We start from the raw sequence: 15,564 nt of genomic DNA, 5'->3' as shown, positions 1-15,564 counted from the left end.
TTCAAAGAAATAATTTCGCATCTTCCCTGCCGGACTTCGACCGGTCATGGGCCGCTCACGCCGGTCGACGCGGCGAATAGTGAAGCAATCGGGGCATGGAACCGTGGTCGTTCCCCTCCATGGTGACAATCACCTGCCGTCCCGTCGAATCCCCCAGCCAGCAAACGAATTCACGCACCGCTGAGAAGGACTCCGCATCGACGACATCGGCGGGGTCGAAGGTGAATTCGATCTCGTCGATGTCGAAGAAGTAGCAAGTGAACCAGACGCCTCCCACCTGGACGGCGAGGCTGACGGATTCCTCCGGGTCGTTTTCGAGCCGCGACCACACCTCACGAGCGCTGGGTGTCGCGCTGTCGGTCGAATCGGAGAGCGTCCAGGTGAAAACGGCGGGCCAGGGGACGCGCGCGAGCCCTTCGATCATCCCCTGCCAGTTCTCCGGCGTCGCATCGAGGACGCATACGTCGCGCAGCGCTCCGTCGACGTTGAAGATTTCCGGCCGATACTGCAATCCGTCGTTTTCCGTCTCGGCCATCACAGGAATCCTTCGAACGTGAGCTGGCCGTTTCGCCAGCTCCACCGAGCGCCCCAGCCGCCGGGTACCTTGAAGTCCCGGGTAATGCCCCCGTATTGGGCGGATGCTGAGGTGTTTACTTTCTCCACCACCGTCGGGTCGGTGAGGATGTCCTGAATCATTTCATCGGCAATCTGTGTCCGCTCACTGTTGGTGACCTTGCCGAAATTGTATAGATCAACGTGCGCCTGTCCGCGTTTGGCGAGGTTCCCCGGACTGGGATCGCCGTGTTTCTGCAATGCGCGCCCGGCTGGGGAGAGCTGCCCCTTCTTGATGGTGGTGGCTTCTTTGTAGAGATCGTCGGTGCTGTAGTTGCACGGCGACAGCCCCAGCGGATCTTCCCAGGTGAGGGGCGCGTGTACATAACCGTGATGGTTGTCCGCCGGTTCAAGCCCCAGTGGATCGGGGCTGACGTACCGGGCCGTCTCCGGATCGTAGGAGCGGAAGCAGTTGTAGTGGAGGCCGCTCTCGGCGTCCTCGTACTGCCCGGGGAAGCGGAGCGGGCACTCCACCGGCGGTGTCTCGTCCGTCGGGGCGGGAAGGTCCGTACCCCATAGTGTGGTGCGTCGCTGCCAGACCACTTGGCCGTCGGGCGTGACCAGTTCCGCCGGCGTGCCGACCGGGCCCGTGACGACGGCGTGGAAGCGAGTGGTGCGGTCGGCTGTCGTATCGTCAGCCAGTTGGGCGAGGAAGGAAGCACCCGGGGTACGGGTTCGCGGCCGGTGGTCCGTCTGAGTGAGGGGACGGTGGCTGCCAGGAGCGTACTCCCAGGTGGTGACCCTGCCGAGGGGGCCGGTCTGTTCGGCGAGGCGCGTGCCGTCCCAGGTGAAGTCCGTGCGGTCCTCCGGCGAACCGTCGGCCTCCACACGGTACTTGGAGATGCGGCGCCCGAGCGGGTCGTACGTGTAGCGCCACACCTCGCCGCCGGGCGTGACCGCTTCGGTCATCCGGTCCCGCGCGTCCCAGGTGTAGGTCCATGAACGGGTCCGGCCGTCGAGGAGTTTGCGGGTCCTGCGGATCAGACGGCCCTGCGCGTCGTGCCGGTATGTCGTGCGGCCTGCGCGGCGGACGAGTGTGCCTTCGAACTCGCGCTCGCCGACTGCCTGATGGGCCGGGGCGACGGCATGGACGAGGTTGCCTGCCGTGTCGTAGGCATAGGTCTCGGTCCAGCCGTGTGCCCGTACGCCGGTGGCCCGGCCTTTGCCGTCCAGTTCGAAGCGAGAGGTGCCCGAGGCCAGTTCGCGGATCTCGGTGACATAGCCGTCGGCCCGGTAGGCGTAGCTGCGGTGTTGCAGGAGGCGGGCGGCCTCGGTGGTCGTGCCTGATGTCAGGGACTGGGCCGTGAGACGGCCCGTCGAGTCCCAGGACTGGTCGAGCGTCACGTCTTCACCGACGCGTCGCTGCGTCTCACGCCCTGCCGCGTCGTAGGAGAAGGCCAGTGAGCCCGCGTCCGAGCCGAGCTGGAGCGGACGGCCGACCGGATCGTAGGTCCACTCCGAGGCGAGGCCGGAGGCCGTCAGACGCTGGACGCGGCGTCCTACGGCATCGTAGGCATAGCTGGTTGCACGGCCGTTCACGCTTTCGATGAGCACGCGTCCGAGCACGTCCCGCTCGATGGCGACGTCCGCGTCCGAGTCGGTCGCACGTGCCAGCAGCCCCCCGGGTCCGTACACGTACCGGGTGACGCCGTCGGTCTGTGCGTCACGCTGCTCGGCGACTCTGCCCAGTGCGTCCCGGGTGAGGTACAGCGTCTCGTTCGCGCCGTTGGTGCGCGCGAGCAGGCCGCCCACCGCGTCGTACGTGTAAGCGAGAGTGCGGCCGTTGAAGTCGGTTTCCGATACGAGCCGGCCCACCGCGTCATAGGCATACGACCACGTCAGCCCCTGCGGGTTGGTGACGGTGGTCAGGCGCAGCTCGGTGTCGTGGCCGAACGTGTAGGTAGCGCCGTCGGGGTCTGTCCGGGACGCGGGAACGTCGAAAGCGGCGGCGGTGTGCAGGGTGGTGTTGCCCGCCGGATCGGTGTGGGAGAGGAGATTGCCTTCACCGTCCCAGCTCCAGGTCTCACGCGTGCCGTCCGGGTACTCGCGCCACTCGGGTTTGCCCTCGACCGTCCAGCCGGTGCGGGTGGTGTGGCCGAGCGGGTCGGTGACCTCCACGACGCGGCCGAAGACGTCTCGGCGCACCGATGTCGTGTGCCCGAGCTCATCGACCAGGGCGACCGGCAGCCCGGCCGCGTTGGGTATGACGCCCCGTGTGTGGCCGAGGGCGTCCGTGACGGCCGTCAGATGGCCCGACGCGTCATAGACGCAGCTGGTCTGTGCCCCCAGTGGATCGACGGTGGTGAGCAGGTTGCCGCGATCGTCGTGCGTGTGCCGCCAGATTGCTCCGCCGGCCTCTTCGACCTGTGTAGGACGCCCTGCCGCGTCGTGTGCGGCTCTTGTCACCGATCCGTCGGGGAGCGTGAGTTCGGCGAGCTTCCCTGACTCGTCGTAGGCATAGCGCGTGGTACGCCCCAGTGGATCCGTGACCGCCAGCGGCTTCTCGCCCCGGTCGTCCCACTGGGTGCGGGTGATGTGGCCGAGGGGGTCGACTTCTTCCTCGACCAGCCCCGCCGCGTTGTAGCGGTGCGTGGAGACGCGGCCGAGTGAATCGGTGTACGTCGTCGTGGCCGCCGCCTCGTCGTACGTCAGGGTGCCCGACAGGATGCCCTCGACGCCCTCGGTGCGGACGACGCGGCCGCGTTCGTCGTGGACGTAGGAGAACCAGGTTCCGTTGCGGTCGGTCCAGCGCGTCATCCGGCCCTGGTCGTCGTAGGTGAACCGGAGCGGCTCACCGCTGGAGTTGATGACCTCGGTGAGGTTGCCGGACGGGTCGTAGCCGTACCGCACGACGAGCGTGCCCTCGCCCACCGGGCCGTCGGGGCCGTAGCGGGAGGGCGGTTCGTCGAGCAGGCGCAGGGCGGTGACGCGGGGGCCCTGGGTGTCGACGGCCAGGTAGTAGCCGCCGGAGTGGCGGATGCCGAACGGGATGCCCTCGTCGTCGCGCTCGACGTCGATGCGAGCGCCGTTTCGGTCGCTCCAGGAGTCCAGGGGCAGATGGAAGACGCCGAAGGAGCCCGAGGAGAAGGGGGTGCTGAAGGTGCGGACGACTCCGGTGGCGGGGTCGGTGATGGTCATGACGCCGTCGGGCTTGCCGTCCCAGCGCAGTGGCCAGCGCGCGCCCTTCAGAGGGAGGGTCGGCACATCCGGCTCCGGCACGGGATAGACGAGCCGCATGCCGTCCGCCGCCGCGAAGACGACCCCTTCGCCGTCGATCTGCACGCACTCGTCGAGGGTGGAGATCCAGGTCGGGCCGAAACAGACCCCGCCCCGGTAGGAGGAGAGGTGGGTGCGCTGGAAGAGGAGGGGGAGGGAGGCCGGCAGTGTCAGGTCGGTCTGGGACATCAGCATGGCGCCCGTCGCCACGTCGATCGGCTCGCCGACGCACGGCGTGCGCTCCGCGTTGCGCGCGGCGGGTCCGAGCTCGACCAGGTCGGGGCGGAGGGACGGCGGGCGCAGCAGGAGAGGGGTGGTGTCGCTGAACGCGCCCTCCATGCCCGCCTTCAGTACGCCGCCGCCCGCGCCCAGCGCGCCGCCGAAGATCATGCCGTCCTTGGCGGCCTGGTTGACCTCGTCCAGGCTGAAGCCCTGCTGCAGACCGGTGACCATCTTCAGGGGCTGGGCCACGGCGAGATCGACGGTGACCGACTCGATACCGCCGAAGGCCGCCGCGACCAGGGTGCCCGCCGCTATCTCCGCGACGGTGGTGGAGACCGCGATGCCCATGGTGGCGCCGAACTCGATGATGGCGTCGGCCGCCGCGACGGCGGCTCCGGAGGCGAGGCCCGCCGTGAAGAAGGCCAGCGCCACCCCGCCCGCGATCACGGCGGCGTCGATGCCGATCTGCGTCCAGAGTTTGTTGATGGCGTCGTCGATGGCGTCCGCGAACTTGTCCAGGGCCTTCGCCATCCCCCGGGAGGACTCCGACAGGTCGCTGAGCCAGCCGGCGTCCTTGCCCTTGGCGTAGCGGTTCCAGAACTTCTCGAACGCGTCGATCGACTCGCCGGTGTTGTGGTGGATGAGGGAGGACGCACTCGTGTGCACCGGTCCCCGTACGTCGTCGACCGCGTCGGCGAAGGTGCGCCAGGCGGTCGCCGCGGCCCGCAGCGAACCGGAGTTGGCGTCCGGCCACCACAGGCCGAGCTTCAGCAGGATTTTCTTGGCCTCGTCCTCAACGCTCACCGGAACCGTCGCTCCCCGCCTTGTCGGTCCCGCCGGTCTTCACCTCGGTGAACATTCCCGCGATCAGCTGGTCGTTGTCGACGGTGCCGTCCGCCAGGTCGTTCATGGCCTCGTGGATGCTCACCAGGCCGAGGACGAGGGTGCCCGCCGCGCTCTCTATCTTCTTCTGCTGCGGTGAGTAGGCGTCCCCGAACTCCTTGCCCTGTTTGTCGTCGCCCCAGGGTTTTCCCAGGCTGTCCAGGGTGGTGACGAGGGTGGTGAGTGCCTTGCTGAGGTTCTTGGCCCCTTCGTGGAAGTCCGGCGCCGCGCGCTTCAGATCGGCGGTGTGGATGTGCAGGACCATGCCGTCGCCGTTGCCATCACCCATGCGGCTCTCCCCGTCTGACGCATCGTTCGCATGTGCGTTCCGACCCTAGGAGAACCGGTTCAAGGGAAGGTCAAGCGGACGCCACCTGCGGGCAATGCATCCAGGGGGACGCCGCCCACGGGTGAGGTCTCGATCCGATAAAGCCTCCCGCGTGGCGCGCGTGATGCGCGTAGACAGTCCCTGACCTGGTGCGGAATGACCTGGTCACCCATCACCCAGATCCGGAGAATCCATGCGGAAGTCCCTCAGAGCGGCAGCCATCGCGGCCGCTTGTGCCGTCGCCGGCGGAGCCCTCTACGGCACGGGCGTCGCCACGGCCGGCCAGTCGACGGCCAACTCGACCCACGAGCCCTACAACATCGGGCTCCTGGTCAAGGACATCGACACCTACTACGGCGCCACGCTCGACAGCAACGGCGTGTACCAGGCGTCCAAGGACAGCCGGTACGCCAAGGACCTGTCGCGACTGGAGTCGGACGCCAAGCGCTACATCGACAGGGCTGCGCACAAGGCGAAGCACCGGGGCGAGAAGCCCGCGGTCGTCTTCGACATCGACGACACGCTGCTGCTCTCCCTCGACTACGAGAAGAAGACCAACTACACGTACAACTCGGCCTCCTGGGCCGCGTACGTGGCCCAGGCCGACCGTCCGGCCGTCTTCGGCACCCCCGAACTCGTCGCGTACGCCAAGTCCAGGGGCGTCGAGGTCTTCTACAACTCGGGCCTGAAGGAGTCGCAGCGCGTCGACGCGGTCACGAACCTGAAGAAGGTCGGCGCCGACATCAACCTCGACGCCGCCCACATGTTCCTCAAGGACGCGGCCAACCCGCCGGCCTATCTGAGCGCCTGTGCCACGGCCGCCGCCTGGAACTGCACCACCGTGCAGTACAAGTCCGGCACCCGTAAGCACATCGAGTCCCTCGGGTACGACATCGTCGCCAACTTCGGTGACCAGTACTCCGACCTCGACGGAGGCTACGCCGACAAGACGTTCAAGCTCCCGAACCCGACGTACTTCGTCAGCTAGTACTCAGGACTCGGTCCGTACGGGGCGGATCGACTCCAGGGTCGGCACCACCGGCTCGATCGTTCCGTCGGCCGCGAACTCCATGCGGTCGATGGTGGTCTCCCGGTGCGTGCCGTCCCCGCCCGCCTTCCCGGGGCCGTTCAGGGCGAACCGGTGGTAGACGATGTACCAGTCGTCGGTGCCGGGAACGTTCACCACGGAGTGGTGTCCGGTGCCCTTGATGCCGTACTCCGGGCGCTTGGACAGGATCGTGCCCCGCTTGGTCCACGGACCGAGCGGGGACGGTCCGGTGGCGTAGGCGACGTGGTAGTTCTCGCTTCGGGTGTCGTCCTCGGACCACATGAAGTAGTACGTGCCGTGCCGCTTGACGACGAAGGATCCCTCACGGAAGTCGGGCTGCGTGATGTCCCGCACCTGCGAGGCGTCGAACGACACCATGTCGGCGTTCAGCGGCACCATGTATCCGTGGCCGTTGCCCCAGTACAGATACGACTGGCCGTCGTCGTCCGTGAACACCGCCGGGTCGATCATCTGGCCCGTCAACAGGCCCTTGGCCACCAGGGGCTTGCCCAGCGCGTCCTTGAAGGGACCGGCCGGGGAGTCGGCCACCGCCACGCCGATCTGCTGCTCCGCACAGAAGTAGAAGTAGTACTTGCCGTCGCGTTCGGCGATCGCCGGGGCCCAGGCGTTCTTGTCCGCCCAGGACACATCGGATCCGAGGTCCAGGATCACACCGTGGTCCTTCCAGTGGACCAGGTCCTTCGACGAGTACGCCTTGAAGCTCGTCCCGCTCCAGCCCGCGTAGCCGTCCGTCGTCGGATAGATCCAGTACTGGCCGTCCAGGTAATGGACGTCCGGGTCGGCGTTGAGGCCGGGGAGGACCGGGCTGCGGGTGGGTACCGCCTCGACCGTCCAGGTCCGGCTCGTCCCGTCCGGGGCCGTCACGGTGTAGGTGCGCGGGGTGCGGAAGTCCCGGGGTGTGCCCGAGGCCGGGCTGACCTTCGCGCCCGCGCCGACCGCGAGGGCCGGGGCCAGGTGCCTGAGGTCCGTGTCCGGCTTCATGGGCAGGACGACCTTCGAGGCCGACTCGGTGACGATCGCATACCCGCTGAGGCCCTTCGCGGTCGCGTCCACGACCGACGTGCCGGTCACCGGGTAGGCGGCCAGCAGCCGGTCGTACTCCGCCCGCGTCACCGGCATCACCGTGCCGTGCCGGGGGCTCGCGGGCAGCTGGTAGTTCGTCGACATCGTCCATTTGCCCGAGTCGAGGTCGGTCGTCTCGAAGGGGACGTAACCGCGGCTGCCGTACTCGTCGATGAACAGGTACCACTTGTTCTCGGTGTTGGACTTGAAGACCGTCGGGCCCTCGCCGCGGTCGATCGAGCCGCTGCCGATGCAGTCCGAGACGAAGTCGTACGCGGTGTCCGTCAGCGACGTCGACTTCTCGCCGGTGATGAACTTCGAGCAGGGGCTGGAGGAGCTGGGATCGCGCTCGTCCTTGGTGTAGCGGTAGTAGCTGCCCTTGTTCTTGATGACCGTCGAGTCGATCACCGAGTAGCCCGGGTCGTCCCAGACCTTCGGCTCGCTGAAGGTGCGGAAGTCCTTCGTGGTGGCGTACAGCATCTTGTTGTACGTCGATCCGGTGTGGTCCGGGTCGTCGTCGGCGTACAGCTTGGACGCCCAGAAGACGACGTACTCACCGAGCGAGTCGTCCCAATAGGCCTCCGGCGCCCAGGTGTTGCCCGCGTTGTCGGGGGCCACCTTCACCAGGCGCTGGTCGGTCCAGTGCACCAGGTCGGTGGACTCCCAGATCATGATGGACCTGCTGCCGTGCCGCTGCACGTAGTCCCAGCTGCCGCTGGAGTTCTGGTACATCTTCAGGTCGGTGGCGATGAGGAAGAACTTGTCGCCCTTGGGGGAGCGGATCACGAACGGGTCGCGCAGCCCCTTCTCGCCGATGGTGGAGGTCAGGACGGGATTGCCGGCGTTCAACTCCCGCCAGTGCAACGGGTCGTTGCCGCGGCTCAGGGCGTAGCGGATCTGCTCGCCGTCGGCCGTGCCCTCGCCGGTGAAGTAGGCGAAGAGATACCCGGCGTACTTCGGTTCGTTCACGTGCGGTGCTCCCGAAGGTGACGGTGACGCGGGGCTCGGTGGGGCGGCCAGCAGGCCCAGGAGGAGCGCGAGGACGGGGATCAGGAGCGCGCGGGCGGTGCGGCGTCGCATGACACATCCTGTCGGAGTCTGGTGGATTCTGTGGGGGAAACGCTCTCGGAGTGTTGCCAGCGGGGGACAGCGCGTCAATTGATGAAAGCGGCACGACAGCCAGCGAAAGTTTCGACCTTTTTCGCGAGCCCTCGGCAACGTTTCCCGCCACCGCGGCGACCAGGGAGCAGAAGCGGGCCGGGGCGGCCCCTCCGGCCCGCTTCGTCTCCCGTCCCCCTAGGAAAGGAACGCTCCGTGCTTCTGAGCACCGGACGCCACCGCAGGACCCGTACGCTCTCGATCGCCGCGGCGGTGGCCGTCGCCGCGGGGGCGGGTGGCGTCTACCTCGGCCTCGCGAACAACGGCTCGGCGCAGGCCGCCACCACCACGGTCACCGTCTCCACCACCGCGCAGCTCCAGACGGCCGTCGCCGATGCCGCCGCGGGTACGACCATCCAGGTGCGTGGCGGCACGTACTACCCGACGGCCACGCTGAAGTCGACGGCGAACGGCACCGGTTCCACGCGGATCACGCTCACCGCCTACGGCAGCGAGAAGGTGAAGATCGACGGTTCCAAGCTGGCCGCCGGTTCCTGGCTGGCGGGGATCTACGGCGACTACTGGACCGTCCAGAACATCACCTGGCAGAACTCGCCCGCCCAGGGCTTCGTCGCCACCTCCTCCGTCGGCGGCGTCTTCAAGAACCTCGTCACCGCGAACAACGGCGACTCGGGCTTCACGCTGCGCGGCGACGGCACGACCGACAACCTCGTGCAGAACCTGGACAGTTACGGCAACTACGACGCCGCGAACCACGGGCAGAACGCCGACGGCATCGCCATCAAGTTCGGCTCCGGCACCGGCAACAAGGTCACCGGCGCGCGCCTCTACAACAACGCGGACGACGGCCTCGACCTCTGGCAGTTCTCCTCGCCGATCACCATCGAGCACTCGTGGTCGTACGGGAACGGCAAGAACCGCTGGAACGACTCCGCCTTCGAGGGCAACGGCAACGGTTTCAAGCTCGGCGGCGGCGGGGCCTCGGTCGCCCACGTCGTGAACAACGACGCCGCCTGGGACAACGCGGGCAACGGCTTCACCGAGAACTCCAACACCGGGGCCATCGTGCTCAACCGCAACACCGCCTACGCCAACACCGACGCGGGCTTCTTCTTCGCGACGGGCAAGGCGCGGCTCGCCAGGAACCTCGCGGTGGGCAACAAGGGCGGCCTGGACAAGCTCGGTTCCGCCACGGTCTCCGCGGCCAACAACTGGGACAGCGGCACCTCGACACCGTCCTTCAGGTCGACGGACGCGACCACGGCCTACGGGGCGCGTTCGTCGAGCGGCTCGCTGCCGGCGACCACGTTCCTGACGACGGGCTCGACGACCATCGGCTCGACCATGAACTGACGTACCCGCGTACTGACGTACGAGGGAAAGTGAACGCCCCCGCCGGTCGTCACCGGCGGGGGCGTTCCTCTGACTGGCTCCGAGGGGGGCTCAGGCCAGCAGATCCCTTACTTGTACGTGATGTCAGATGACGTGAACCTGCAGAAGGTTCCATCCGCGCCGGTGCCGAGTTCGGTGGGCTCCTTGCCGCTGCTGTTGCCCTTGAAACGCACGCAGGTCTTGAGCTTCTTCTTGGTGTCGCCGGTGACACGGATCTTCGACAGGGTCGCCGTGTCGCCGAAGTTGGAGTTGATGCCGACCAGCGCCTTGCCCGGGGCGGTCGCGTCGATGTCGCTGAGCACGATCGTGCGCTTGACTTGCGTCTTGCAGTTGCCGCACGAGCGCGCCAGCTTGCCGAAGTTCTCCACGTGGAAGCCGGTGATGGAGAGCTTGCCGGCGCCGTTGAACTGGAACACCTTGTCGGAGGCCTGCCGCGCGCCACCGCCGATCACGTTGTACTTCGCGGACGACGCCTTGCCCTTGAAGGTGGCCGCGTCCTCGCCGACGTCCAGCCACCACACGTTCTGCAGCGTGCAGCTGCCCAGGCAGTGCACGCCGTCGGCCGCCGGGGTGCCGATGATGACGTTCTTGAGGACCGCGCCGTCCTTGAGCTCGAAGATCGGGCCCTGGCTCTCCGACTGGTCGGAGGTGCCGAGGGAACCACTGCCGAAGAACTTCGTCAGCTTGCCGTCGTAGGTGCCCGAGACCGAGATCGTCTTCGAGACGGCCTTGCTGCCCTTGGCCGTCGGCCAGACGGAGCTCGCGCCCGCGGTGCTCAGCATCGACGTCGTGACGAGCGCGGCCCCGGTGATGCCGAGTGCGGCGACCCCACCGATCACGGACCGCCGCCCGGTGAGGCGGCGACGGTGCCGGACGCGCTGTTCAACTCGTGCAGTCATGAAGCGGATTTCCTTGCGGGAGGGGACGTGTTCGTCTCCTGGTCGCCGCAGGTGAGGAAAGGGTTGCCGCCGTCCGCAGGTTTTTTCGAGGGGATTTTCTACGAGTCGCCGTCGGTGCCGCTCGCGGCGGCGAAGTCGCCCGCCACCGACAGCGACCTGTCCGCGCTCCTCGCGTCCGCCGAGTAGCGGTCGTCCTTGGCGTCCCGGCCGCCGCGGGTGTGGTTGTACTGGCCCGCGAAGACCCACTGGCCGGCCGCGAGGGTGTGGCCGTCCTTGAGCACCCAGGTGTAGACGAGGAAGCCGTCCTTCTCGGTGACCGTCGTCGTGAAGTCGCTCTCGGGTGCCGAGCGCCAGGAGCCCGCGTCGCCGACCCCGCCGGTCTGCTTGATCTTCAACTCGACGGTGAGCGAGGTGAGTTTGTCGGCGTTCTTCAGGGTCACATTGCTCTGCGCCCAGAAGTCGTTGCTGTGCGGATCGACCGAGCCGTCGGACCACAGCGAGCCGTCCTGGTTGCCCGCGGCGGGTGCCTTGGGCGCGGCGGGCGAGGAGCGCGCGGCCGAGGGGGAGGCGCTCGCCTTCCCGGACGGCTTCGAGGCACCCGAGGTGTGCGAGGGGTGCGGCACGACGGGCGCGCGGCTCGTCGCGTCCGGGGAGGCGACCGGGGTCGGCGAGACCGCGACCGTCTGCTGCGGCGGGTGGTTCTCCTGCACCGCCGCGGCCACCCAGTAACCACCGACCGCGAGGACGCCCGCCACCGCGGCCGTGGCCCCGACGATCCGTCCCCAGCCGAGCACCGGCGGACGCGCCGCGCGCCGGGGACGACGCTCGGCGGCGCCGGACATCCCGCGCTCGACCCGGGCCAGGATGCGCGCGCGGTCGGGCTCGTGCGCCTCGGCCGCCTCGTGCAGCCTGGCGCGCAGCTCGTCGTGCACGTCCTGCGCCTTCCTCATCGGGCCCTTCCTCCGGCTCCACCCGTGGGCAGCACACCTGCGTGCACCCGCATCGGGGCCTCTTCGGTGCCGAGGAGCCGCTTCAGTTCGGCCATGCCCTTCGACGTCTGGGACTTAACCGTACCCACGGAAACACCGAGGGCGAGCGCCGTGTCCTTCTCCGAGAGGTCGAAAGCGTGCCGAAGCACGACACATGCGCGCTTACGGAACGGCAGTCGGCGCAGCGCCTCCTGGACGTCGATCTTCCCCGCTATGTCGGGGTTCTCGGTCTTGTCCTCGCGCTGCGACCAGAACAGTGTGATCCGTCTGCGCTCGCGCACCGCGCTGCGGATCCGGGTGCGGGCCAGGTTCGCGACGACACCGCGGGCGTACGCCACCGGGTGGTCGGCCGCGCGCACCCGGTCCCAGCGGTGCCACAGCGCGAGCAGCGCGTCGGCCGCCAGATCGTCGGCGGCGTCCGCCTCGCCGGTCAACAGATGGGCGAAGCGGGCGAGTTCGGCGTGGTGCCGCTCGAAGAAGGCGTGGAACTCCACGGAGGCTGCGTCGTCGACGACAGTGCCCACGGCTACCTCTCCTTGCTGCGGCTTGTGAGCAACCGGTGCGGGTGCGTGCGTATACGGCCCCCGTGCGCCACCCGTGAAGGAATGGTGCCCCTGTGGGGCGAGATGCGTGAGCGTACCAGCGATGCGTACAGGGCTTCGAACAGCGTATGGCGGGCCGAACTCGATTCCGTAACACGGCGAAAACCTGAAAGCGGTTCAACGCGGGAACAATCCAGCCAGCATCCGCCCACCCGGCACGCAGGCCACAAGGAGTATCAGCCATGTCCGAAACCCAGCAGGTGGCCGACCGGCCAAGTGCCGCGCCACCAGCGGCGAACAGCGTCGACCGGTTCTTCAGAATCTCCGAACGGGGCTCCACCTTCGGCCAGGAGATACGCGGCGGATTCGCCACGTTCTTCACCATGGCCTACATCCTTGTCCTGAACCCGATCATCCTCGGCAGCGCCAAGGACAAGTTCGGCCACCAGCTCGACAGCGGCCAACTCGTCACGGCCACCGCCCTGGTGGCCGCGGTGATGACCGTCATCATGGGCGTGGGCGGCAATCTGCCCCTCGCGATCGCCGCGGGCCTCGGCCTGAACGCCGTCGTCGCCTTCCAGATCGCCCCGCTGATGAGCTGGCCCGACGCGATGGGCCTGGTGGTCATCGAAGGCGTGATCATCTGCGTACTGGTCCTCACCGGACTGCGTGAAGCCGTCATGAACGCCATCCCGCAACCGCTGAAGCACGCCATCGGTGTGGGCATCGGACTCTTCATCGCCTTCATCGGCTTCGTGGACGCCGGTTTCGTCAGCCGCATCCCGGACGTCGCGAACACCACCGTGCCGGTGCAGTTGGGCGCGACCGGTTCGCTGACCGGCTGGCCCGTGCTGGTCTTCTGTCTCGGCGTGCTGCTCACCATCGGACTGATGGCACGCAAGGTCAAGGGCGCCATCCTGATCAGCATCGTGACGATGACCGTGGTCGCCGTGATCATCAACTCGGCCGCCGACGTCAAGAGTTGGGGCCTGACCACGCCGAAGATCCCCTCCGACGTGGTGGCCACCCCGGACTTCGGTCTCGTCGGACACTTCAGTCTGTTCGGCGGCTTCGGCGAGACCGGCGCCCTGACCGTCGTCCTGCTGATCTTCACCCTGATCCTGTCGGACTTCTTCGACGCCATGGGCACGATCGTCGGCATCAGCGCCGAGGCCGGACTTCTCGACGAGGAGGGCAAGGTGCCCGGCATCGGCCGGGTGCTGTTCATCGACGGCGCCGCGGCCGTCGCGGGCGGCGCGGCCTCCGCCTCCTCCAACACCGCCTACATCGAGTCCGCGGCCGGCGTCGGCGAGGGCTCGCGCACCGGCTTCTCGAACCTGATCACCGGCGGCATGTTCGCCCTCGCCCTGTTCCTCACCCCGCTGCTCACCATCGTCCCGCTCCAGGCGGCGGCCCCCGCTCTGATCGCGGTCGGCTTCTTGATGATGACGCAGGTCAAGCACATCGAATGGGACAGCTACGAGATCGCGATCCCCGCGTTCCTGACCATCGCGGCGATGCCGTTCACCTACTCGATCACCAACGGCATCGGGGCCGGCTTCGTCGCCTACGTCGTGATCAAGGCGGTGCTCGGCAAGATCCGCGAGGTCCACTGGCTGCTGTGGGCCGTGTCGGCGCTGTTCCTGGTGTACTTCGCGATCGATCCGGTGAGGCAGCTGTTCGGCGTGAAGTGACCCGTACGGGTGTGAAGTGACCGTACGAAGGAAGGGCCGCCCCCAGGGGTGCGGGGCGGCCCTCCGTCGTGCGCGGCGCGTCAGTTCTTCAGCGCCGCCCGCATCATGGCCTTGGCCACGGGCGCCGCCAGGCCGTTGCCGCTGACCTCGGACCTCGCCGCGTCGGACTGCTCGACGATGACCGCCACGGCGACCTCCTTGCCGTTCGCGTCGGACTTCGCGTACGACGTGAACCAGGCGTACGGCGTCTTGCTGTTCTTCTCGCCGTGCTGGGCCGTACCCGTCTTGCCGCCCACGGTCGCGCCGGAGATCTTCGCGTTCGTGCCCGTGCCCTCGGTGACGACCGTCTGCATCGCGGACTGGAGCTGCTCGGCGGTGGTCGAGCTGACGATCTCCCTGGTCTCGGTGCTGTCGTCGTAGTCCTTCACCACATTGCCGCTCGCGTCACTGGTCTGCGACACCATGTGCGGCGAGACCAGCTTGCCGCCGTTGGCGATGGCGGCCGACACCATGGCCATCTGCAGCGGGGTCGCGGTGACGTCGAACTGGCCGATGCCGGTCAGCGCCGTGGACGACTCGTCCATGTCCGAGGGATAGACGCTCGGGTACGCCCGCACCGGCACGTCCTGCGAGCTGTCGTTGAAGCCGAACTTCTCCGCCATCGCCTTGACCTTGTCCTGCCCGAGGTCGACGGCCATCTTCGCGAAGACGTTGTTGCACGAGTACTGGAGCGCCACCCGGATCGAGGCGTCCTTGCAGGGCGCGGAGGCGCTCTCGTTCGACAGGTCGGTCTTCGTGTTCGGCAGCGTGTACGGGTTCGGGCTGTCCGTGCGGGTGTCCACGTTCTTGTACAGCCCGTCCTCCAGCGCCGCCGCCGCGACCACCAGCTTGAACGTCGACCCCGGGGGCAGCGGCTGGCGCAGCGCCCGGTTGGTCATCGGCTTGTCCGCGTCCTTCGTCAGCTTCGTCCAGGCGGCGGAGTCACCGGTGGTGAGCTGTGTGGGGTCGTACGACGGAGTGGAGACGACCGCGAGGATCTTGCCGTTCGTCGAGTCAATCGCGACGGCCCCGCCCTTCTTGCTGCCGAGCGCCGCGTACGCCGCCTTCTGCACGTCCGGGTCGATGGTCGTGATCACGTCACCAGGGTTGGCGCGCTTGTTGGTGACCGTGTCGAGGGGGTTCTTCAGCTGGTTGTCCGTACCGTCGAGCAGTCCCTTGTAGACGCCCTCCAGCTGGGTCGCCCCGAACACCTGGGAGCTGTAGCCCGTGACCGCCGCGTACAGGCTGCCGTCCGTGTACGTCCGCTTGTACTTGAGATCGCTGCCCTTCGTCTGCGCGGAGCCGGTGATCGCCCGGCCGGCCACGATGATGTTCCCGAGCGGGTTCGCGTACTGCTCGATCGCGTTCCGTCGGTTGCTCTTGTTGTCCGCGAGTGCCTTGCCGTCGTAGAACTGCACCCAGGTCGCCCTGATCAGCAGGGAGAGCACGAGCAGCAGAGTGAAGACGGCGGCACGCCTGATCGTCTTGTTCATCCCGCT

General features: G+C 67.8%; 11 protein-coding genes. 3 read left to right on the top strand and 8 right to left on the bottom strand.

What is annotated here, in order from left to right; genetic code table 11:
* Positions 1 to 55: 55 nt before the first annotated feature.
* Genes ACZ7M3_RS16785 through ACZ7M3_RS16775 form a run of 3 tightly spaced genes read right to left on the bottom strand, consistent with a single transcriptional unit; the run spans position 56 to position 5,221 of the window.
* The gene (locus ACZ7M3_RS16785; protein WP_472064036.1) at positions 56 to 535 is read right to left on the bottom strand and encodes a hypothetical protein; all 480 of its coding nucleotides are present in this window, start codon (positions 533 to 535) and stop codon (positions 56 to 58) included.
* Entirely contained in the window at positions 535 to 4,854 is a 4,320-nt protein-coding gene (locus ACZ7M3_RS16780) for a DUF6531 domain-containing protein (RefSeq protein ID WP_472064034.1), read from the bottom strand. The genes ACZ7M3_RS16785 and ACZ7M3_RS16780 overlap by 1 nt, the downstream gene beginning before the upstream one ends.
* Positions 4,844 to 5,221 (bottom strand): hypothetical protein, encoded by a 378-nt coding sequence (locus ACZ7M3_RS16775; protein WP_144315292.1) that lies wholly within the window; start codon positions 5,219 to 5,221, stop codon positions 4,844 to 4,846. The genes ACZ7M3_RS16780 and ACZ7M3_RS16775 overlap by 11 nt, the downstream gene beginning before the upstream one ends.
* A gap of 232 nt (positions 5,222 to 5,453) precedes the next feature.
* Here ACZ7M3_RS16775 and ACZ7M3_RS16770 point away from each other — a divergent pair, with 232 nt between their 5' ends.
* Positions 5,454 to 6,248, top strand: a complete 795-nt coding sequence (locus ACZ7M3_RS16770; protein ID WP_472064032.1) for an HAD family acid phosphatase — start codon at positions 5,454 to 5,456, stop codon at positions 6,246 to 6,248.
* A gap of 3 nt (positions 6,249 to 6,251) precedes the next feature.
* Here ACZ7M3_RS16770 and ACZ7M3_RS16765 read toward each other — a convergent pair whose 3' ends face one another.
* Positions 6,252 to 8,471 carry a glycoside hydrolase family 43 protein gene (locus ACZ7M3_RS16765; protein WP_472064030.1) on the bottom strand — a complete coding sequence of 740 codons (2,220 nt, stop codon included), beginning with the start codon at positions 8,469 to 8,471 and terminating at the stop codon, positions 6,252 to 6,254.
* A 234-nt stretch (positions 8,472 to 8,705) separates the two neighbouring features.
* On the opposite strand from ACZ7M3_RS16765, the gene ACZ7M3_RS16760 reads away from it, so the two are divergent.
* Positions 8,706 to 9,863 carry a right-handed parallel beta-helix repeat-containing protein gene (locus tag ACZ7M3_RS16760; RefSeq protein WP_351302842.1) on the top strand — a complete coding sequence of 386 codons (1,158 nt, stop codon included), beginning with the start codon at positions 8,706 to 8,708 and terminating at the stop codon, positions 9,861 to 9,863.
* A gap of 107 nt (positions 9,864 to 9,970) precedes the next feature.
* On the opposite strand, the gene ACZ7M3_RS16755 is transcribed toward ACZ7M3_RS16760, so the two are convergent.
* From ACZ7M3_RS16755 to ACZ7M3_RS16745, 3 genes are all read right to left on the bottom strand, one after another.
* On the bottom strand, positions 9,971 to 10,801 hold the full coding sequence (locus ACZ7M3_RS16755) for a pectate lyase (protein WP_472064028.1): 831 nt from the start codon (positions 10,799 to 10,801) through the stop codon (positions 9,971 to 9,973).
* A 98-nt stretch (positions 10,802 to 10,899) separates the two neighbouring features.
* Positions 10,900 to 11,751, bottom strand: a complete 852-nt coding sequence (locus ACZ7M3_RS16750) for a hypothetical protein (protein WP_472064026.1) — start codon at positions 11,749 to 11,751, stop codon at positions 10,900 to 10,902.
* Positions 11,748 to 12,314, bottom strand: a complete 567-nt coding sequence (locus ACZ7M3_RS16745; RefSeq protein ID WP_472064024.1) for a SigE family RNA polymerase sigma factor — start codon at positions 12,312 to 12,314, stop codon at positions 11,748 to 11,750. Before ACZ7M3_RS16745 ends, ACZ7M3_RS16750 begins: the two co-directional genes overlap by 4 nt.
* A 260-nt stretch (positions 12,315 to 12,574) precedes the next feature.
* Between ACZ7M3_RS16745 and ACZ7M3_RS16740 the strand changes: the two genes are divergently transcribed.
* Positions 12,575 to 14,026, top strand: a complete 1,452-nt coding sequence (locus ACZ7M3_RS16740; RefSeq protein ID WP_472064022.1) for an NCS2 family permease — start codon at positions 12,575 to 12,577, stop codon at positions 14,024 to 14,026.
* Positions 14,027 to 14,106: 80 nt separating this feature from the next.
* Here the strand turns inward: ACZ7M3_RS16740 and ACZ7M3_RS16735 are convergent, their stop codons facing one another.
* Positions 14,107 to 15,558 (bottom strand): peptidoglycan D,D-transpeptidase FtsI family protein, encoded by a 1,452-nt coding sequence (locus ACZ7M3_RS16735; RefSeq protein ID WP_472064020.1) that lies wholly within the window; start codon positions 15,556 to 15,558, stop codon positions 14,107 to 14,109.
* Positions 15,559 to 15,564: the final 6 nt, after the last annotated feature.

Source organism: Streptomyces sp. NPDC111656 (assembly GCF_055656965.1).
This window is presented reverse-complemented; position numbering and strand designations above follow the sequence as displayed.

Excerpts from the sequence above, each read along its gene's own strand:
- ACZ7M3_RS16785 (WP_472064036.1), bottom strand. The coding sequence starts at position 535 with ATGGCCGAGACGGAAAACGACGGATTGCAGTATCGGCCGGAAATCTTC.
- ACZ7M3_RS16775 (WP_144315292.1), bottom strand. The coding sequence starts at position 5,221 with ATGGGTGATGGCAACGGCGACGGCATGGTCCTGCACATCCACACCGCC.
- ACZ7M3_RS16770 (WP_472064032.1), top strand. The coding sequence starts at position 5,454 with ATGCGGAAGTCCCTCAGAGCGGCAGCCATCGCGGCCGCTTGTGCCGTC.
- ACZ7M3_RS16765 (WP_472064030.1), bottom strand. The coding sequence starts at position 8,471 with ATGCGACGCCGCACCGCCCGCGCGCTCCTGATCCCCGTCCTCGCGCTC.
- ACZ7M3_RS16755 (WP_472064028.1), bottom strand. The coding sequence starts at position 10,801 with ATGACTGCACGAGTTGAACAGCGCGTCCGGCACCGTCGCCGCCTCACC.
- ACZ7M3_RS16750 (WP_472064026.1), bottom strand. The coding sequence starts at position 11,751 with ATGAGGAAGGCGCAGGACGTGCACGACGAGCTGCGCGCCAGGCTGCAC.
- ACZ7M3_RS16740 (WP_472064022.1), top strand. The coding sequence starts at position 12,575 with ATGTCCGAAACCCAGCAGGTGGCCGACCGGCCAAGTGCCGCGCCACCA.
- ACZ7M3_RS16735 (WP_472064020.1), bottom strand. The coding sequence starts at position 15,558 with ATGAACAAGACGATCAGGCGTGCCGCCGTCTTCACTCTGCTGCTCGTG.